General features: G+C 39.9%; 14 protein-coding genes, 3 tRNA genes, 3 rRNA genes and 3 riboswitches. Of the genes, 1 reads left to right on the top strand and 19 read right to left on the bottom strand.

Features of this window, described 5'->3' with window-relative positions:
- Window positions 1–117: 117 nt before the first annotated feature.
- Window positions 118–216, bottom strand: a riboswitch (TPP riboswitch).
- A 54-nt stretch (window positions 217–270) separates the two neighbouring features.
- Window positions 271–369, bottom strand: a riboswitch (TPP riboswitch).
- 134 nt (window positions 370–503) lie between these two features.
- The 9 genes from LMF32_RS07705 to LMF32_RS07665 form a co-directional block, all read right to left on the bottom strand.
- Window positions 504–1,022 (bottom strand): YtxH domain-containing protein, encoded by a 519-nt coding sequence (locus LMF32_RS07705; RefSeq protein ID WP_092480475.1) that lies wholly within the window; start codon window positions 1,020–1,022, stop codon window positions 504–506.
- 235 nt (window positions 1,023–1,257) lie between these two features.
- Window positions 1,258–1,330: transfer RNA gene (locus tag LMF32_RS07700), tRNA-Thr, on the bottom strand.
- 41 nt (window positions 1,331–1,371) lie between these two features.
- Window positions 1,372–1,445 (bottom strand) — tRNA-Asn (locus tag LMF32_RS07695).
- Window positions 1,446–1,456: 11 nt separating this feature from the next.
- A 5S ribosomal RNA gene (rrf, locus tag LMF32_RS07690) occupies window positions 1,457–1,572 on the bottom strand.
- 80 nt (window positions 1,573–1,652) lie between these two features.
- Window positions 1,653–4,571, bottom strand: a 23S ribosomal RNA gene (locus LMF32_RS07685).
- A 156-nt stretch (window positions 4,572–4,727) separates the two neighbouring features.
- Window positions 4,728–4,800: transfer RNA gene (locus LMF32_RS07680), tRNA-Ala, on the bottom strand.
- A gap of 88 nt (window positions 4,801–4,888) precedes the next feature.
- Window positions 4,889–6,439: ribosomal RNA gene (locus tag LMF32_RS07675) — 16S ribosomal RNA — on the bottom strand.
- The 16S, 23S and 5S rRNA genes sit together here with 3 tRNA genes alongside, the layout of an rRNA operon.
- A 638-nt stretch (window positions 6,440–7,077) precedes the next feature.
- The gene (locus LMF32_RS07670) at window positions 7,078–8,184 is read right to left on the bottom strand and encodes an IS4 family transposase (RefSeq protein ID WP_230524403.1); all 1,107 of its coding nucleotides are present in this window, start codon (window positions 8,182–8,184) and stop codon (window positions 7,078–7,080) included.
- Window positions 8,185–8,393: 209 nt separating this feature from the next.
- A complete protein-coding gene (locus LMF32_RS07665) occupies window positions 8,394–9,098 on the bottom strand; it encodes an O-methyltransferase (RefSeq protein ID WP_230524402.1) in 705 nt (234 codons plus the stop codon).
- A 138-nt stretch (window positions 9,099–9,236) separates the two neighbouring features.
- Here LMF32_RS07665 and cbpA point away from each other — a divergent pair, with 138 nt between their 5' ends.
- On the top strand, window positions 9,237–9,872 hold the full coding sequence (cbpA, locus tag LMF32_RS07660; protein WP_188205457.1) for a cyclic di-AMP binding protein CbpA: 636 nt from the start codon (window positions 9,237–9,239) through the stop codon (window positions 9,870–9,872).
- An 81-nt stretch (window positions 9,873–9,953) separates the two neighbouring features.
- Here cbpA and LMF32_RS07655 read toward each other — a convergent pair whose 3' ends face one another.
- The 10 genes from LMF32_RS07655 to LMF32_RS07610 form a co-directional block, all read right to left on the bottom strand.
- Entirely contained in the window at window positions 9,954–10,448 is a 495-nt protein-coding gene (locus tag LMF32_RS07655; protein WP_230524401.1) for a QueT transporter family protein, read from the bottom strand.
- Window positions 10,449–10,452: 4 nt separating this feature from the next.
- Window positions 10,453–10,498, bottom strand: a riboswitch (PreQ1 riboswitch).
- Window positions 10,499–10,648: 150 nt separating this feature from the next.
- Window positions 10,649–11,005: a type II toxin-antitoxin system PemK/MazF family toxin gene (locus tag LMF32_RS07650; RefSeq protein ID WP_230524400.1), complete on the bottom strand. Its 357-nt coding sequence runs from the start codon at window positions 11,003–11,005 to the stop codon at window positions 10,649–10,651.
- 31 nt (window positions 11,006–11,036) lie between these two features.
- Window positions 11,037–11,288 carry a hypothetical protein gene (locus LMF32_RS07645; protein WP_092481222.1) on the bottom strand — a complete coding sequence of 84 codons (252 nt, stop codon included), beginning with the start codon at window positions 11,286–11,288 and terminating at the stop codon, window positions 11,037–11,039.
- 137 nt (window positions 11,289–11,425) lie between these two features.
- The gene (gene alr / locus LMF32_RS07640) at window positions 11,426–12,547 is read right to left on the bottom strand and encodes an alanine racemase (protein ID WP_230524399.1); all 1,122 of its coding nucleotides are present in this window, start codon (window positions 12,545–12,547) and stop codon (window positions 11,426–11,428) included.
- A 25-nt stretch (window positions 12,548–12,572) separates the two neighbouring features.
- On the bottom strand, window positions 12,573–12,929 hold the full coding sequence (gene acpS, locus LMF32_RS07635; protein WP_230524398.1) for a holo-ACP synthase: 357 nt from the start codon (window positions 12,927–12,929) through the stop codon (window positions 12,573–12,575).
- Between the two features lie 190 nt (window positions 12,930–13,119).
- Window positions 13,120–14,676 carry a DEAD/DEAH box helicase gene (locus LMF32_RS07630; protein ID WP_092481219.1) on the bottom strand — a complete coding sequence of 519 codons (1,557 nt, stop codon included), beginning with the start codon at window positions 14,674–14,676 and terminating at the stop codon, window positions 13,120–13,122.
- A 469-nt stretch (window positions 14,677–15,145) separates the two neighbouring features.
- Window positions 15,146–16,531: a UDP-N-acetylmuramoyl-tripeptide--D-alanyl-D-alanine ligase gene (gene murF, locus LMF32_RS07625; RefSeq protein WP_230524397.1), complete on the bottom strand. Its 1,386-nt coding sequence runs from the start codon at window positions 16,529–16,531 to the stop codon at window positions 15,146–15,148.
- Window positions 16,532–16,606: 75 nt separating this feature from the next.
- On the bottom strand, window positions 16,607–17,716 hold the full coding sequence (locus tag LMF32_RS07620; protein WP_092481217.1) for a D-alanine--D-alanine ligase: 1,110 nt from the start codon (window positions 17,714–17,716) through the stop codon (window positions 16,607–16,609).
- 153 nt (window positions 17,717–17,869) lie between these two features.
- Entirely contained in the window at window positions 17,870–18,640 is a 771-nt protein-coding gene (locus LMF32_RS07615) for a hypothetical protein (protein WP_230524396.1), read from the bottom strand.
- A 209-nt stretch (window positions 18,641–18,849) separates the two neighbouring features.
- On the bottom strand, window positions 18,850–19,113 hold the full coding sequence (locus LMF32_RS07610; protein ID WP_092481215.1) for a type B 50S ribosomal protein L31: 264 nt from the start codon (window positions 19,111–19,113) through the stop codon (window positions 18,850–18,852).
- Between the last annotated feature and the right edge of the window lie 84 nt (window positions 19,114–19,197).

Genomic DNA, 19,197 nt, shown 5'->3' with positions numbered 1-19,197 from the left:
ATCTTTTTTACTTAAAACACCTTTTTACACTAGGTAATCTATTGTTCCTCTCTATCCTCCTCTTTTGACAGAAGCATAAAAAAGACCCCTACAATAAGCTGTAGAGGTCAAAAAAGTGCATAAAACACTATTGCTCCCTACGTCAGTATTAACTAACAGGTTCAAAGGGTCAGGTTTTAACCTTCTCAACACAATTGTGTCCCCCCGCAATCAAAAGTTTTACAAAAGAAAAGCTCCCCATAATAATGGAGAGCTCAATACATATTTATTTCATATGTAAACAGTGCTCCCTACGTTAGTGTTAACTAACAGGTTCAAAGGGTCAGGTTTTAACCTTCTCAACACAACTGTGTCCCCCTGCAAAACATTTAATTACTTATAACTCTACTACACATAAAGATGAAATGCAATGCGTAGTACGGATACCACACTCGTTTAAAAATCTAAAAAAAGACACTCCAGTTTAGCCAAGTCAGCTGACCAAACTGGAGTGTCCTAAAAAATTATTTATCTTCATTTAATAGTTCGTCTTCAGATGAATACCCTAAATCATCAAGTGTTTCATCTAATTTGTCTGCCGGAATCGTCTCATCGCCTGTGGGTTCTGCAACTGTTCCATGCACATTTCCATGAGCCTCTACAGATTCATCATAATTATCTGAAGGGTCGTATGAAGTTTCTTCATCAGCACTATATTTACCTTTTAATTCTTGTGTTTTTTCCATACCAGTATCTTTTACATCCACAAATTTGCTTTTGATATCTGTTCTTAATTCTTTACCAGATTTTGGTGCAAACAATAACGCTACTAAAGCACCTGCTAGAGGTAAAGCAATCATTTTTGCTAGTTCCATTCGTTTAACTTTAGCTGGCATTGCTTTTGTAGCACCTTTAGCTAACTTCGCATCCATCATCATTTTCTTCTTAGCTAAATGATGAGAGGATGGCATATGATCCTTAGCCATCTCAAATGCGTCTTGCGCGTAATCCATACCTGTGTTCATTAATTTCGATGCTTTCATTTTATTTGTGCCCCTTTCAAATTATATTGCCGACTTTTCTATCTCTATAAGAGAATATCTATACGAACATCATATAACATAAAACAGAATGTCAAAAGCAATACGCATTATCAGATGGAAAAAGAAAACCTTTTTTATAAATAACAACCATTAAATGTCTTTTTGCACAAAAAAAAGCCGTACAAATCACTGTAAACCAGCGTCTGTACGACTTTTAACTTATTTGTATTAAGAAAGCCACTTGCCGGATTCGAACCGGCGACCTCTTCCTTACCATGGAAGCGCTCTACCGACTGAGCTAAAGCGGCACTTTTATAAGTGGATCTGTAATTTTATGTAAAAAAAAAGACTCCGCAAGCAGGACTCGAACCTGCGACATCGTGATTAACAGTCACGCGCTACTACCAACTGAGCTATTGCGGAATAAAAACTATGCGTGGCAACGTCCTAGTCTCACAAGGGGAAACCCCTCACTACCTTCGGCGCTAAGAAGCTTAACTTCTGTGTTCGGCATGGGAACAGGTGTGACCTTCTTGCCATCATCACCACACATGTTGAGAACCTTGCGCTCTCAAAACTGGATTTGTCTACTATCACATTTGTTCGGATCCGTTGAATCCACCTAAAATCTTGGTTAAGTCCTCGACCGATTAGTATTGGTCCGCTCCGCCTATCACTAGACTTCCACTTCCAACCTATCTACCTGATCATCTCTCAGGGGTCTTACTCACTTACGTGATGGGAAATCTCATCTTGAGGGGGGCTTCACGCTTAGATGCTTTCAGCGTTTATCCCTTCCACACATAGCTACCCAGCGATGCTCTTGGCAGAACAACTGGTACACCAGCGGTGTGTCCATCCCGGTCCTCTCGTACTAAGGACAGCTCCTCTCAAATTTCCTACGCCCGCGACGGATAGGGACCGAACTGTCTCACGACGTTCTGAACCCAGCTCGCGTACCGCTTTAATGGGCGAACAGCCCAACCCTTGGGACCGACTACAGCCCCAGGATGCGATGAGCCGACATCGAGGTGCCAAACCTCCCCGTCGATGTGGACTCTTGGGGGAGATAAGCCTGTTATCCCCAGGGTAGCTTTTATCCGTTGAGCGATGGCCCTTCCATGCGGAACCACCGGATCACTAAGCCCGACTTTCGTCCCTGCTCGACTTGTAGGTCTCGCAGTCAAGCTCCCTTCTGCCTTTACACTCTACGAATGATTTCCAACCATTCTGAGGGAACCTTTGGGCGCCTCCGTTACATTTTAGGAGGCGACCGCCCCAGTCAAACTGCCCGTCTGACACTGTCTCCCGACCAGATCATGGTCGAGGGTTAGAGTGGCCATACAGCAAGGGTAGTATCCCACCAATGCCTCCACCAAGACTGGCGTCCTGGCTTCAATAGCTCCTACCTATCCTGTACAAGCTGTACAGACACTCAATATCAAACTGCAGTAAAGCTCCATGGGGTCTTTCCGTCCTGTCGCGGGTAACCTGCATCTTCACAGGTACTATAATTTCACCGAGTCTCTCGTTGAGACAGTGCCCAAATCGTTACGCCTTTCGTGCGGGTCGGAACTTACCCGACAAGGAATTTCGCTACCTTAGGACCGTTATAGTTACGGCCGCCGTTTACTGGGGCTTCAATTCTGAGCTTCGCCGAAGCTAACCCATCCTCTTAACCTTCCAGCACCGGGCAGGCGTCAGCCCCTATACGTCATCTTTCGATTTAGCAGAGACCTGTGTTTTTGATAAACAGTCGCTTGGGCCTATTCACTGCGGCTGACCAATGGTCAGCACCCCTTCTCCCGAAGTTACGGGGTCATTTTGCCGAGTTCCTTAACGAGAGTTCTCTCGCACACCTTAGGATTCTCTCCTCGACTACCTGTGTCGGTTTGCGGTACGGGCTGTTTGTTTCTCACTAGAAGCTTTTCTTGACAGTGTGACATCAGAAACTTCGGTACTTAATTTCCCTCCCCATCACAACTCATCCTTAGAGAAGCAAGCATTTCACTCACTTCAAGACTCATTGCTTGGACGTGCATATCCAGCAGCACGCATTTCTTAGCCTCCTGTGTCCCTCCATTGCTCAAACAAAACAAACAGGTACAGGAATATCAACCTGTTGGCCATCGCCTACGCCATTCGGCCTCAGCTTAGGTCCCGACTAACCCTGGGAGGACGAGCCTTCCCCAGGAAACCTTAGTCATTCGGTGGACGGGATTCTCACCCGTCTTTCGCTACTCATACCGGCATTCTCACTTCTAAGCGCTCCACTAGTCCTCACGATCTAGCTTCAACGCCCTTAGAACGCTCTCCTACCATAGAACCAATGGTTCTATCCACAGTTTCGGTGTTATGTTTAGCCCCGGTAAATTTTCGGCGCAGGGTCACTCGACTAGTGAGCTATTACGCACTCTTTAAATGATGGCTGCTTCTAAGCCAACATCCTAGTTGTCTAAGCAACCCCACATCCTTTTCCACTTAACATAAACTTTGGGACCTTAACTGGTGGTCTGGGCTGTTTCCCTTTCGACTACGGATCTTATCACTCGCAGTCTGACTCCCGGACATGAATCAATGGCATTCGGAGTTTATCAGAATTCGGTACCCCGATAAGGGGCCCTAGTTCAAACAGTTGCTCTACCTCCATGATTCTACATTCCGAGGCTAGCCCTAAAGCTATTTCGGAGAGAACCAGCTATCTCCAAGTTCGATTGGAATTTCTCCGCTACCCACACCTCATCCCCGCACTTTTCAACGTACGTGGGTTCGGTCCTCCAGTGCGTTTTACCACACCTTCAACCTGGACATGGGTAGATCACTTGGTTTCGGGTCTACGACCACATACTCATTCGCCCTATTCAGACTCGCTTTCGCTACGGCTCCGTCTATTCAACTTAACCTCGCATGTAATCGTAACTCGCCGGTTCATTCTACAAAAGGCACGCTATCACCCATTAACGGGCTCTAACTATTTGTAAGCACACGGTTTCAGGTGCTATTTCACTCCCCTTCCGGGGTTCTTTTCACCTTTCCCTCACGGTACTGGTTCACTATCGGTCACTAGAGAGTATTTAGCCTTGGGAGATGGTCCTCCCGGATTCCGACGGAATTTCTCGTGTTCCGCCGTACTCAGGATACTGATCAGAGTGAACGTCGTTTCGAATACAGGGCTTTTACCTTCTTCGGCAGTCCTTTCCAGGACGCTTCTTCTACGACGTTCATTTATGACTCTATGTGTTCAGTCCTACAACCCCAGAAAGCAAGCTTTCTGGTTTGGGCTCTTCCCGTTTCGCTCGCCGCTACTCAGGGAATCGAATTTTCTTTCTCTTCCTGCAGGTACTTAGATGTTTCAGTTCTCTGCGTCTACCTCTGCTGACCTATGTATTCAGTCAGCAGTAACATCCTATTAAAGATGTTGGGTTCCCCCATTCGGAAATCTCTGGATCAAAGCTTACTTACAGCTCCCCAAAGCATATCGGAGTTCGTCCCGTCCTTCATCGGCTTCTAGTGCCAAGGCATCCACCGTGCGCCCTTAGTAACTTAACCTATCATTACTAAATTGGTATTACTTGTTTTATCTTACGATAAGAACATTAAAAAACTCATTTAAAACGCGGTGTTTTCTCGGTTTCTTACTTAAATGTTTCTATTAGACAATATCCAGTTTTCAAAGAACAAAGTTCATTTGCAACAAAGTTGCAATGGAGCCTAGCGGGATCGAACCGCTGACCTCCTGCGTGCAAGGCAGGCGCTCTCCCAGCTGAGCTAAGGCCCCGGGAATTCATATACTATTTTGAGAGTATTGACCTCTCAAAACTAAACAAAGTAAAAGTGAACCGTGTAAAGTTCCGTTATATCCTTAGAAAGGAGGTGATCCAGCCGCACCTTCCGATACGGCTACCTTGTTACGACTTCACCCCAATTATCTGTCCCACCTTAGGCGGCTGGCTCCCGAAGGTTACCTCACCGACTTTGGGTGTTACAAACTCTCGTGGTGTGACGGGCGGTGTGTACAAGGCCCGGGAACGTATTCACCGCGGCGTTCTGATCCGCGATTACTAGCGATTCCGGCTTCATGTAGGCGAATTGCAGCCTACAATCCGAACTGAGAATGGCTTTAAGAGATTAGCTTAACCTCGCGGTTTTGCGACTCGTTGTACCATCCATTGTAGCACGTGTGTAGCCCAGGTCATAAGGGGCATGATGATTTGACGTCATCCCCACCTTCCTCCGGTTTATCACCGGCAGTCTCACTAGAGTGCCCAACTGAATGCTGGCAACTAATAATAAGGGTTGCGCTCGTTGCGGGACTTAACCCAACATCTCACGACACGAGCTGACGACAACCATGCACCACCTGTCACTTTGTCCCCGAAGGGAAAGCTCTATCTCTAGAGTGGTCAAAGGATGTCAAGACCTGGTAAGGTTCTTCGCGTTGCTTCGAATTAAACCACATGCTCCACCGCTTGTGCGGGCCCCCGTCAATTCCTTTGAGTTTCAACCTTGCGGTCGTACTCCCCAGGCGGAGTGCTTAATGCGTTAGCTGCAGCACTGAAGGGCGGAAACCCTCCAACACTTAGCACTCATCGTTTACGGCATGGACTACCAGGGTATCTAATCCTGTTTGCTCCCCATGCTTTCGAGCCTCAGCGTCAGTTACAGACCAGAAAGTCGCCTTCGCCACTGGTGTTCCTCCATATATCTACGCATTTCACCGCTACACATGGAATTCCACTTTCCTCTTCTGCACTCAAGTTCTCCAGTTTCCAATGACCCTCCCTGGTTGAGCCAGGGGCTTTCACATCAGACTTAAAGAACCGCCTGCGCTCGCTTTACGCCCAATAAATCCGGACAACGCTTGCCATCTACGTATTACCGCGGCTGCTGGCACGTAGTTAGCCATGGCTTTCTGGTTAGATACCGTCAAGGGACGAGCAGTTACTCTCATCCTTGTTCTTCTCTAACAACAGAGTTTTACGATCCGAAAACCTTCTTCACTCACGCGGCGTTGCTCCGTCAGACTTTCGTCCATTGCGGAAGATTCCCTACTGCTGCCTCCCGTAGGAGTCTGGGCCGTGTCTCAGTCCCAGTGTGGCCGATCACCCTCTCAGGTCGGCTACGCATCATCGTCTTGGTGAGCCATTACCTCACCAACTAACTAATGCGCCGCGGGTCCATCTACAAGTGACAGCCGAAACCGTCTTTCTTCTTTCTGCCAGGAGACAAAAAGATCTATGCGGTATTAGCATCCGTTTCCGAATGTTATCCCCCGCTTGTAGGTAGGTTACCCACGTGTTACTCACCCGTCCGCCACTCTTCTTTCCCGGCGCAAGCACCGGTAGGAAGCGTTCGACTTGCATGTATTAGGCACGCCGCCAGCGTTCGTCCTGAGCCAGGATCAAACTCTCATATAAAGTCGTCACCCGAAGGTGACTGCTTAATGATGCTTGAAGCTCATTAATTGATTGCTAGCGAATAATTATTCACTAATGTTGTTGTTTCGGCACTTGCCGAAACTCCTTACACGTTTGGTTCGTCTTACTTTGTTTAGTTTTCAAAGGTCAATGCTTGTTTTACAACTTCTATATAATATCATCATCTAAAAGAGTTGTCAACAGCTATTTTGAATTAAATTTACTAATAATGAATAAATATTCATCACAGTCGTTTATTCGCTCTCAAGACTTTAATATAATATCATGCTCTTCAATCTTTTGTCAACGACAATTTGAAAAACAATTATTTTAACGTGCTGACATAGCATAAGCAGCAACGTTATTTATAATAACAGAGTTTCATTTGTTCGTCAATACTAAATAAGAGATTTTTATTTACTGAGTGCCTATTACTGTATAGTTATCTCTCACACATCATTCGCTGTATCTTATTTTCATTCACTAGTGTTGCATAAAAGTAGTCAGAATATTCTGTATTGTTGTTTTTTGGAAAAAAATAAAAAAAAGACAAGTGCTTGCGCAAAGGATGGCTATTTCCAGAAAAATTTTGCTTATTTAGCTGATTCAATGAGCAGTCGACAACAGTTTATTGTGTGTCAACTAGGCACTAAAAGTTCAATCCATTTCTCTGCAGGCTGAAATATGAGATAGCGAAAAAGACGTTTGATTTGGAAAATAGACTGATTCGTTTGGGTTTCTAATTGAATTAAATAGGTTAATAAGCTGGCAATCATGGCTAAAATCAATTGATTCTTGACTCCTTGTTCGCTTCTTGAAAAAAACTTTTTGATTGTCATGTGCTGCTTAATGTGTTTAAAAAACAGTTCTATTTGCCAACGAGCTTTATACATCTCTGCAATTTCAGTAGCTGAGCAGTCAAAACGATTGGTGATAAATGAAAGAATTTTCCCTTTTTGATCTTGAATAGTCACTAACCGAAAGCGGGAAGTTAGGTAATTTTGAGCACCTAATGCGACCATTTGGTCGCTGAGAATAAAATCCTTTTTAGAGTCTGCGAATGTTTCCAGAACATGAAATTTCGTATTTTTTTTGATTCTTGTCACAAAAAAGTAGCCCTGCCAATGCATCTTATCCATTCGTTCAAAATCTAGGTATCCACGATCGAATACATAAGTTGCTTCAGGTTGATTGACTAACACTTCTAATTGATTTGTATCATGTTCAATCGCATTCGTTATCGTAAAATCGTCTGGATAAAGATGCTCATTGTCCATAAAACAGAGTTTTAAGTGAAGTTTGACTCCTGATTTTGTTCTACGAAAATCAGCCCATTGATAAAGATTTTGATTCAGTGAAAAGGTTGAAGAGTCAATAAGATAGAGACTATTTCGTTTATCCACCGGGCGGTTCTTTTTAATCTGACTAAGAAGCTGGTAAAAAATAGCTAATAGAATTTCTGTGTCCATTTTGGAGAGAACTCTGGAAAGCTGAGAATAACTAATACTGTCAATCCCAATCTCTTTCTGCAGTTCTTCGGAAACAAAAGCAGTATCGATATCTCTAAAGCTTTCTTTCTCTTCATTGATAGCATGAAGAAATAGTTGTAGAGCTCGAAAGAAACTAAGTTTCTTCTGGTATTTATCAAAGGTAAGAATCTTTTCACGAATAGCAATCGGTAATTGTTCTAATTTAATTGCCGAAAGCCATTTATTAAAAGCAGAATTTAAGTTATACTTATCCATACGTAGGTCCTTTTTATTGGTCTTGGATAAGTCATCCGAGTTCAGTATAAAGGATTTTTTTGTATATTGGAATAGAACACGCAAGCTCGTGAAACATACGATGTTTCATGCAACACTAGTGATTTTCATTATAATATATCTTTCATCTATCTCAGTTATCATGACGCTTATTAAGATAGATGAAAGATTTAAAATTTTTGACTGGTTTGTTATTTTTCCTCTAGTAAATAAGAAAAGTCTGTTTCATCTTGTTTTACAATCAGCAAAAGCCCATCTCCTAGTGGCAATAAACTAGATTCTACTGACGGATGCTTCATAACGACATCTAAAAACAGATTCAATTTGCGATGGATCGTACGAACTTTACGCGGTATATTTTCTTTAGGTTCTAGAATAGTTCCACCTTGAAGAACATCATCCACGATCAGCATTCCTCCAACTTTCAACAATCTCATACATTCAGGGAAGAAATCATAATATTTTGATTTTGCACTATCCATAAAAATAATGTCATATGGCCCTTCTAGAGTAGGAAGGATATCTGCAGCGTCTCCTTCTAAAAGAGTTACTTTATCTGTGATCCCTTGTTTTTTGTAGTTCTCTTTAGCTTCTTGAAACATTTTTTCATAACGATCAATGGTGGTGACTTGTCCATTTTCGGCAACATGTTGCGCCATTAGACTTGAAGAAAAGCCGATAGCCGTTCCAATTTCTAATATTTGTGCAGGTTTTAATTGTCCTAAAAGCAAATTTAAAAATACCACTGTCTCATGAGGGATGATGGGAACTCTTCTTTCGTGAGCATCCTTTTCAATCTCTCCTAATACTCCTGGCAAAGGCTTCTGGGCATTTCTTAAAAATTCACGGACATCATTATTGATAACCGGGCGATCCATCATTTCATTTTGAGTCATTGTTACATCCTACTTTCTTAGTTAGCTTACTGTTGTTTTCTATCCTACATAAATTTACTTTTCTCTATAAAATAGCTGTTGAGAACTTCTATAATGTGGTATCATAAGATTAAATAAAGGTTAAAGGAGAATAGCAAAATGCTCATCAAATCACTCTGCATCCCTAAAAAAAATCTGACCACTGTTAACGAAGACGTTACATTAGAAGAAGCTATTGGCATTCTGGAAAATTCTGGCTACCGCTGTGTTCCAATAGTAGACGAAAGCGGAAAAATTTTCCGAGGAAACATTTATAAAATGCATATATACCGCCACAAAGCTAATGGCGGAGATATGTCTTTACCAGTTACTCACTTGTTGAAGAACGCTACGAAGTATGTTCATTTAGATGATTCTTTCTTCAAAATTTTCTTTACTATTAAAGAGTTGCCTTACATTTCTGTACTTGATCAAGATAACCACTTCTATGGTATTTTAACACATAGTTCATTACTTTCAATGCTACAACAATCTTGGAGTATTGACAACGGAAGTTTTGTTTTGACTATTGCATCTGCTGGCCAAAAAGGAGATTTAGCGACTATCGCAAAAATCATTAACAAGTATGCTTCTATTTCAAGCTGCATCACTTTAGATGTAGAAAGAGAAGACTTGATTCGTCGTACGATCATTACCTTGGAACCAGGAATTACTGAAGATACGGTTGAACAAATTTCAGCGGCTCTAGATAAAAAAGGTTTCCGGATCATTGAAAAAGAGAACTTGAATAACTAAGTCTGATTTTTTCAACGACTGATAGATAAAAAATATACCTCAAAGGCTCTAAGGTCTTTGGGGTATATTTTTTTCTTTCTACTAACTTTTTGCTTCTAAGCGTTTAGCAAAATGGACCTTGTCATTCAATACTTTCATAATAGGAGCTCCGATTCCCATAACAACTAGTTCTCCAAAAGCGACAGTCACATAATTCAACCAAAACGGCGCATCAAAAGCTAGTTTCAATTCCCAAGCAATGATGAACGAGAAAAACATGAACATAAGTATGTTGATTCCCATTTTGATCCAAGTATTTCCTGTCTTTCTTGTTAACACTGTCATCGCTAATAGAGAGATCAATGAATGAGCTGTACCAAAGACGATATCGTACCAGCCTAAAGGTGAGAACAAATTAGCAATAAACACTCCTGCTATAATCCCAATTATGTATTTGCGATTAAAGACTGCTAAATGATTAAATATTTCCGACACCCTGAATTGGATTGCTCCATAAGAAAGGGGGGCAATAACCGTTGTAACCGCCACATATAAAGCTGCTACAATAGCATTCGTTACCATAGTTTTTAATTTCATGATGTACCTCCTAGTTTTTTTACGTGGGATGGTCGACGAACCACGTTAGTTGAACTTTATTATCATAACACCATCGATTTTAAAAAACAATCTTTCTTAAAAAGCTTCTTTTAATGAATCCTTCCACAACAAAAAAAGAACCTTTTTCATCAATAAAATCATTCAGAAAATGGGTTCTTCGCTATAAGTATATTTAATTGTTAAGTACTGTATTTGGCTACTAGTCCAAGACTGATTTCTATAGCTTCATTGATTTTTTCCATAGTAGCATAGTCTAAGTGAGTGACTTTTTCTCTGAGTCTTTGTTTATCAATAGTTCTTATTTGTTCCAATAAAACGACTGAGTCACGTTCAATTCCATGTTTTTCAGCTGAGATTTCTACATGGGTCGGCATTTTTCCTTTTTGGATCTTTGCTGTAATTGCTGCCACAATAACAGTAGGACTATAATGATTTCCTACATTATTTTGCACAACTAGTACAGGTCTCATGCCGCCTTGTTCTGAACCCACAACTGGGGATAAGTCTGCATAATATATGTCCCCGCGTTTAACCATAGGTTACCTCCTCCTACAATACCTGCACGTGCTAGTATTGGGAAAAGACCTCTTTCTCGCATGCCTCAAATTCGTTACATATATCAAGATTTATGCCAGCCATTTCCGAATAACCTTTGCGCAAGGTATCGATTATATTTAGTTTTTCTTTAACGAACCTTGTCATAAAACAACTAACCAGTTCTTCTTCTCCTAGATTCTCCAAAGCGCAGTACTCTTGTACTTGTTCATAAACATCCGCTTCTAATTGTACTTCTACCACTTTAAAGTCTTTATTGCTCATGAATTTGCCTCCTAAAGATTACCAAATACCCGATAAGCCGGAATAACTAGCTTTAGCTTATAGTAACATGTAATCTAAAACATTAAAATAGAATTTTGGATATTCCACTCAATGTTCAAAACTCATTCACAAACAATTTATGAAAGGTAAATTCTCTTGACTCTTTGAGAAATTCCACAAAGCACCTCATAATGAATCGTGTTTAATTTATCCGCAATCTCTTGAACCGTTATTTCTTTTCCGTTGCTTTTTCCTATCAGCACAACTTTTGTACCAACGGGCAATTCTTTAGGCAGTCGAATCATAAATTGGTCCATACAAATTCTTCCTACGATTTCACAACGTACACCTTCGACTAATACTTCTTGACCTTGTAAATCACGTGACCATCCATCTGCGTAACCAATAGGAACTGTCCCGATCCACTCATCGTTTTGTGCTTGGTAAGTCGCACCGTAACTGATGTAATCGCCTTGGTTCACTTTTTTCACATGTACAAGTTCACTGATTAAATTTAAAGCGGGTTTTAATGGATACGGGGGGTCCATCAGATTACCTGAAGGATTTAATCCATACATAGCGATTCCAAAACGAATCAATTTAGATGAGTTCTTAGGATGAAATAAAGTTGTAGCACTATTTGCAGTATGAACTATTTTAGGCTCTTTATCAAATGATTTGATCAACTCATTAAATCGTTTTTGCTGCTTCAAAAACAATGAATCATCCTCACTGTCAGCGGTAGCAAAATGGGTAAACACTCCTTCTAATTTCAAAAAGGTACTATTATGTAATTCTCTTTCGCACTCTCTCACTTCTTTTTCAGTTCTAAAGCCTATTCGTCCCATTCCTGTGTCTAAAGCCATATGCACGCAAACAGATTCAGCGTTTTCGCTTTCTCTTAATTTAGTCTCAGCTTTTTGGATCCAGTCTATACGTCCAACTGTCACTGTCAACTGATATTCAGCAGCTATATTAATATAATTCGGATCTATCAAACCTAGAACCAAGATCGGCTTAGTAATCCCTGCTTTTCTTAACTCTATCCCTTCATCTAGTAACGCTACACAAAATCCATCTACACCGCTATGCAAAGCAGTTTTAGCAACTTCCACGGCCCCGTGCCCGTAAGCATTTGCTTTAACTACTGCATAAATCAGCTCGTTATCCGATAGGCGTTTTCTTTCTTGAAGGATGTTCCATTGTATTGCTTCTTTATCGATAATTGCTGCAGTGTTCCGGTATTCTCCAGTAACCAAGTTACTCTTCCTTTCTTAGTACAAATCAAATTCGTCTTTCAAGCACTACTTGTGCAGCAGCGATTGAATCTGTATGAGTGATACTCAAGAAAATATTTCCATCAAAAGTACTTTTTGTCACTACCGGTTTCCCCAGTTTATCCGGTAAGATTTCGATGTCTTTGAAACCCAGCTTACCGATCCCAGTCCCGACAGCTTTTGAGTAAGCTTCCTTAGCCGCGTATCTTCCTGCTAAAAATTCCATTTGTCTTTTGCCTGTTAGCTGAGAAAAAATGGCTGACTCTTTATCTGTTAAAACTCGGTCTGAAAAAGTGTTCTTCCTAGTATAAGCTTTTTCGATACGACTTATTTCGGTAATATCCAATCCTATCCCAATAATCATTTAAGACTCCTTCAATTACTTAATCTTGTTTTCTCCTTAGTATACACTATTGAATCACAAAAAATCATTTCATTTTTGAACTATTTACCTATATTTTTATGATAAAGGTTTCTTCTAAAAAAAACACTTAATAACTATTGAAAAAATAAAAAAAGGAGACGGACAGTATCCATCTCCTTTTTGAATTTAATTATTTTTGACGGATAGTGAAATCGCGTTTGCTGTTTCCTGATCCACGACGGTCACTGCTTTTTTTATCAGTAGATCCGCTTTGGCGTTTATCAGAAGAGTTGTAGCGTTTTTCGCCACCACGGCTGCTGCTGCTTCCACGACGACTGTCAGGACGTTTTGCGCCACGACGGTCTCCGTAAGTTTTACCTTTCGAACGAGGACGACCTTTTCCACCGCCGCCACCTTTGTGGGACTTGTTAGGAAGTGGACGTTCTGGAGTGATTTTTACTGGAATTTCAGTTGAGTCTTTAATCATGCTCTTCAAGAAAGCAGCTGCTAAATCTTCTGCTGAAAATTCTTCCAATAAACTATGAGCAGCTTTTTCATAACGTTCCAACTCATTTTTTTCAATCAGTTCTTGAACTTGATCCATCGCTGCTTTGATTTGACCTTTGTACGCTTCTGAATCAGAAGGCGGACGTAAAGGAGTCATTTCTTTACGAGTTAAGTTCTCGATCGTACGTAAATATCCCATTTCATTTGGTGTAATGAAAGATACAGACATACCTTCTTTACCAGCACGACCAGTACGGCCGATACGGTGAACATAACTTTCAGGATCTTGAGGAATATCAAAGTTATAAACGTGAGTTACGCCTGAAACGTCTAATCCACGAGCTGCTACGTCAGTAGCGACTAAGATGTCTACTCTTCCTGATTTGAATGCTTTTAATACACTCATACGTTTTTGTTGAGAAAGGTCACCGTGGATTCCTTCAGCACGGTATCCGCGCATTTCTAATCCTCTGGCAATTTCATCAACACGACGTTTTGTACGACAGAAAATGATAGACAATTCTGGCGTTTGAACATCGAATAAACGAGTCATGATATCGAATTTTTCAAAATCTTTACATTTAACAAAATATTGATCAATCAATGCACTTGATAATGTTTTTGTTTTGATTTGAACGTGCTCAGGATCTTTCATGAACTTAACGCCAATACGTTTGATAGCAGCTGGCATTGTTGCTGAAAACAATAATGTTTGACGTGCAGCTGGAGTTTCTTGAATGATACTTTCGATATCTTCAATGAATCCCATATTTAACATTTCATCTGCTTCATCAAGAACCAATGTTTCCACGTTGTTTAATTTCAATACTTTACGTTTGATTAAATCTAGTAAACGTCCTGGAGTACCAACAACGATGTGTTGTCCATCTTTTAGTCCACGGATTTGGCGGCTAATGTCAGCTCCACCGTAAACAACTTGTACTTTGACTTTTTTATCGCGGCTCAAACGGAATAATTCTTCTTGAGTTTGAATAGCTAATTCTCTAGTCGGTGCAATAACCAACCCTTGAACATTTTTGTTTGTATTGTCGATTTTTTGCAACATTGGCAATCCAAACGCAGCAGTTTTACCTGTACCTGTTTGAGCTTGTCCAATAACATCTTTTCCTTCAATAGCTAAAGGAATCGTTTGTTCTTGAATGGGTGTAGCTTCCTCGAATCCCATTCTTTCAATTGCTTTAAGCAATTCTGGTGTTAATCCTAATTCTGAAAATTTCAACTAATTTTCCTCCCGTAATTTGAAAACCTAAAGAGAGTTTTTGCAAAAAAAGAACAGGTATAATGTTGATCTTCATCAAGGACACCTGCTATGGTCAGTCTTTATAAATTCCTGGCAACTAAACTCGGTTGTCGCCAGCAGCTTCTTCTCATATAACAAGCTTGTAAACACAAGCTACTTATTTTCTGCTTTTCTGAGTTACTTAAACCCTCAGTGTTTTCATTTCTCAATTCGTTGCCTAATTTGCAACTTTTCTAATAATATCACTTAAAAGTTTATTTAGCAATGTTTTTAACTCGATGTTTCAATGAACACGTTTCCTAACTCAATGTAAGGGAGTTCATTTGTCACATGCGCTTCTTATTTACTTTTTTCAGCCATTTCTATAAAACAGATTTTTTACAAATCAAAAAATCCCCTTAAAGAAGTCAGAATTTCATCACACTTCTTTAAAAGGATTTCTTTTTGATTAATCAGCTTTTAGTGCTTCCACTACAGACAATAAGTCTGTTCCAAAACTGGATTTGATCAAAATATAGTCTTCTTTATTTAGTTTGTTTTTGATTTCTTCTATTAAAGGAGCTTTATCTCCAACAAAGGAATGAACAGCATCTTTATTGAAACGACTTTCATTCCATAAAGCTTCTGCTACTGCTTCCATTTCTGTTCCATATAAATAAACTTCATCTATACAGTCAGGATCTAATGAATCTTTTATGCTTAAATGCAATTCTTTAGACATTTCACCGAGCTCCAACATATCTCCTAAAACGACGATTTTTTTGCCGTTGTTTTCTAATTGACTGAAGTTTTCGATTACTAATTTCATTGCAGTAGGGTTAGCGTTGTATGAATCATTCAAAATCATACTGCCGTTGATACCTCGATCCCATTCTGTACGATTTTTTGTTAATTGGAATTGGGACAACGCTGAATAACTTTTTGAAATTGGAATACCCAGCACTTCTCCCGCCGTCAAAGCCGCTAAAGCATTGTTCACATTGTAAGTTCCTAATACTGGGATTTTAATCTCAATTGTCGGATCTGCATTCACAGTAAATGTCGTTTCTCTCATTTGGCTGTTAACTTGAAGAGGATGTAAATCGTTCGTTGAGTCAGCTCCAAAGGTTTTTAACTGAATTCCTGTCAGATCTTTCACTCTTTCTTGTAGTAATATCTCTTCTCCCGGATAGATTAAGACACCATTCTCTTTCACTCCAGCGATGATCTCCATTTTTGTGGTTGCAATATTGGCTCTAGAACCCAGGAATTCAATATGAGATTCTCCAATCATCGTAATGATCGCAACATCTGGTTCTGCGATTCGAGACAAGACTTCGATCTCTCCTTTGTTGCTCATCCCCATTTCCAAAATGACGACTTCTGTATTCGAGGGCATACTCAAAATAGTGATGGGCAATCCAATATGGTTGTTAAAGTTCCCTTGTGTCTTATGCACACGGTAGCGACTAGACATAACAGCTTCAGTCATATCTTTTGTAGTCGTTTTCCCATTACTTCCTGTGATTGCCACTACTTTGGGACCCACTTTTTTCAAGTAGTATTTCGCCAATTCTTGTAAGGCCAATAATGTATCTTCTACTTGAATAACCGGGAAATCTGCAGGGGCATCCGTCAAAGGAGCACTCCATAAAGCCGCCTTAGCTCCGTTGGTTATGGCATTTTGCACAAATCGATGTCCATCATTTTCGCCAATCAACGGCACAAATAAAGACCCGGGCTCCATTTTTCGCGTGTCAAATCCCACTGCTGTAATTTCTACATCATTCCACTTGCTTGTCTCATTTAATGCGCCTAAAGCTTGAGCTATTTCTTTTACTGTTAAAGAAATCATTTCTCTTCCTCCATACAAAAAGAGGCTGGACCGAAAATACCTAGTCAAGCCCCTTCAGCTTTTTTATTCTATTGATTAGTTCATTGCTTCGCGATTCTTTTGCTGGAAAGCTTGTCTTTCTTCAAAACGTTTCAAAGCCAATTGGATTAATTCTTCAATCAAATCTCCATAATTTAAACCAGTATGCTGCCACAACAACGGATACATACTATAAGCTGTAAACCCAGGCATAGTATTGATCTCATTGACAAAGATTTCTCCATTGTTGGTTAAGAAGAAATCACATCGACTTAAGCCGCTGCCATCAATAGCTTGAAAGGCTTTTACGGCATAAGTTCGCAATTTAGCAGTCGTTTCTTCTGACAATTGAGCTGGAATCTGCATTTTCACATCATTTGTAATGTATTTAGAGTCATAATCGTAAAAATCTACTGATTTAAGCAATTCTCCAGGAACAGACGCATGAATGTCGTCGTTGCCTAATAAAGCAACTTCTACTTCTCTCGCTTCTTCAACACCTTGTTCGACAACTACTCTGCGATCATATTGAAAGGCTTGTTGAATCGCTGCTTCTAATTCTTCTCGATTTCCAGCTTTATTAATACCAACACTAGATCCTAAGTTTGCTGGTTTAACGTACATTGGATAGATCAGAGATCCTTCACAACGAATGAATACTTTCTCTCTTTCGTTTTCCCAATCAAATTTCGAGATTGGTTCGTAAGGAACTTGCGGCAATCCCGCTTGATGGAAAAGATGTTTGGTAACGATCTTGTCCATTCCTGCTGCACTAGCCAGTACTCCCGCACCTACATAAGGCATATTCAAAACTTCAAACAACCCTTGTACCGTTCCATCTTCACCATTAGGTCCGTGAAGAGCCGGGAAAATAACCGCATTTTCTTCTTTAATATCGCTCGGTTGGACCAAGTGACCTTTAGACAAAACAGTTTCTTCCATAGAGAACTGTTTGTCTTCTGAAGGTTCCATGCGCAAAGATTCAGCAAAAGGAACTTCTTCAGCCTGGCGTACGATAGGTCCTCTTATCCATTGGCCTTCTCGAGTGATGTAAATTGGTTCCACTTCATAATATTGATAATAAATTTCTTGAATAATAGAATGGGCAGTTAAAATAGAAATATCGTGTTCTGCGCTTTTACCGCCATACAAAAGAAAAATTTTCATGATTTGTTCCTCCACGTTTCGGACTTATCACTATAAATCAGTCACTGTCGCTAATTCAGGTGTAATTGTATCATATTTTTATTTAGAATCCTAGTTTGGTAAGAACTAATTGATCTCCTTATTGTAGTCGAATAAAAGCTTATGAACTCTTTTTTACAAACTCGGTACCAGTGTTTGCATCTCCTCGATAGTCCATTCTTGTTTTTCATGATTGTACAGCAGTAAAGCCATCAATTCGCTTTCTTTCATTTGAGATTGTAGATTGCGCACTCGATCTTCCACTAAGTATACCTTTATCTCCGAAACCGTATCTCTCGCAGAAATCTTAGAAAACGACAACACTACTCCTTCTTTTAAAAGCGGGGTCAATTGATGCGTGATTTCAAATGGGATCATTGCAATAGTTTTCTGTTTTTTGAATAATTTTCTTCTTTCATTGACACACTGGTTCACTCGCTTTGTAATTTCTCGAGCAAAAAACTCATAAAACAAATTTAAATCACGACAATAAATTTTTGTGAAACCATCAGGAAGCGTCAGCAAAATAAAGTTATTCTGTAGTTTATAATAAAAAGGTGAATGCAGCGATGAATGGGCATGAGCGATGTACAATAATTCTGATATTTCTACCGGCGTCAGTTCGTGCAACAATTCTAAATTCTGAAAATCAATCCAGTTGCCTACTTGTTTAACATATCTTTGATAAGCTTCACTCGTTAAAAACTCTTCTACTTTTTGTTCACCGCGTATCATCCGAAACCCAGTGTATGAATCAAACTCTCCTATATCTTTAGTTGCATTCAACAACAGCAAGTTTTTTAATGGTTGTTGGACAATTTCCTTATAATTGGAAAAACTGATTCCTTTGCTCAAAACTGAATTAGAGACGCTATCCAAATGAACATAGATATAATCGTGCTCCATGATACATTCTCCTTATTTCATAGTCATCATTATTGTACTACAAATCCCCTTTTTTACTGTATCAATATGATGAAATTACAGTTACAATATCGCTTATTCCCAAAATACAGCTGCCTTTTCAGCAATAAAAACACGATTTGGTATTTTATCGCACAAAAAAGCTCTCCGAAAATAATTTCGAAGAGCTTTGACTATCCCATAAAATGGAATTAGTTGTCTGAAGTTTTGTCTGCAAGACCATATTTTTTGTTGAAACGGTCCACGCGTCCATCTGCTTGAGTAAATTTTTGACGTCCAGTGTAGAATGGATGTGAGTCAGAAGAAATTTCAACACGGATCATTGGATAAGTGTTGCCATCTTCCCATTCAACTGTTTCAGAAGAACTTTTAGTTGATCCTGATAAGAATTTGTAACCTGTAGTTGTATCCATGAATACAACTTGTCTATAATCTGGATGGATTTCTTGTTTCATATCATTTCTCTCCTTATGCCCTGAATCATCTGCTGAATCAGAGTTATTCGCTGTTTTTTTACAACACTAGCATATTATCATGTT

This window comes from Desemzia sp. C1 (assembly GCF_020882875.1).
Taxonomy (GTDB): domain Bacteria; phylum Bacillota; class Bacilli; order Lactobacillales; family Carnobacteriaceae; genus Desemzia; species Desemzia incerta.
This window is presented reverse-complemented; position numbering and strand designations above follow the sequence as displayed.

Excerpts from the sequence above, each read along its gene's own strand:
- LMF32_RS07705 (WP_092480475.1), bottom strand. The coding sequence starts at position 1,022 with ATGAAAGCATCGAAATTAATGAACACAGGTATGGATTACGCGCAAGAC.
- LMF32_RS07670 (WP_230524403.1), bottom strand. The coding sequence starts at position 8,184 with ATGGATAAGTATAACTTAAATTCTGCTTTTAATAAATGGCTTTCGGCA.
- LMF32_RS07665 (WP_230524402.1), bottom strand. The coding sequence starts at position 9,098 with ATGACTCAAAATGAAATGATGGATCGCCCGGTTATCAATAATGATGTC.
- cbpA (WP_188205457.1), top strand. The coding sequence starts at position 9,237 with ATGCTCATCAAATCACTCTGCATCCCTAAAAAAAATCTGACCACTGTT.
- LMF32_RS07655 (WP_230524401.1), bottom strand. The coding sequence starts at position 10,448 with ATGAAATTAAAAACTATGGTAACGAATGCTATTGTAGCAGCTTTATAT.
- LMF32_RS07650 (WP_230524400.1), bottom strand. The coding sequence starts at position 11,005 with ATGGTTAAACGCGGGGACATATATTATGCAGACTTATCCCCAGTTGTG.
- LMF32_RS07645 (WP_092481222.1), bottom strand. The coding sequence starts at position 11,288 with ATGAGCAATAAAGACTTTAAAGTGGTAGAAGTACAATTAGAAGCGGAT.
- acpS (WP_230524398.1), bottom strand. The coding sequence starts at position 12,929 with ATGATTATTGGGATAGGATTGGATATTACCGAAATAAGTCGTATCGAA.
- murF (WP_230524397.1), bottom strand. The coding sequence starts at position 16,531 with ATGATTTCTTTAACAGTAAAAGAAATAGCTCAAGCTTTAGGCGCATTA.
- LMF32_RS07620 (WP_092481217.1), bottom strand. The coding sequence starts at position 17,716 with ATGAAAATTTTTCTTTTGTATGGCGGTAAAAGCGCAGAACACGATATT.
- LMF32_RS07615 (WP_230524396.1), bottom strand. The coding sequence starts at position 18,640 with ATGGAGCACGATTATATCTATGTTCATTTGGATAGCGTCTCTAATTCA.
- LMF32_RS07610 (WP_092481215.1), bottom strand. The coding sequence starts at position 19,113 with ATGAAACAAGAAATCCATCCAGATTATAGACAAGTTGTATTCATGGAT.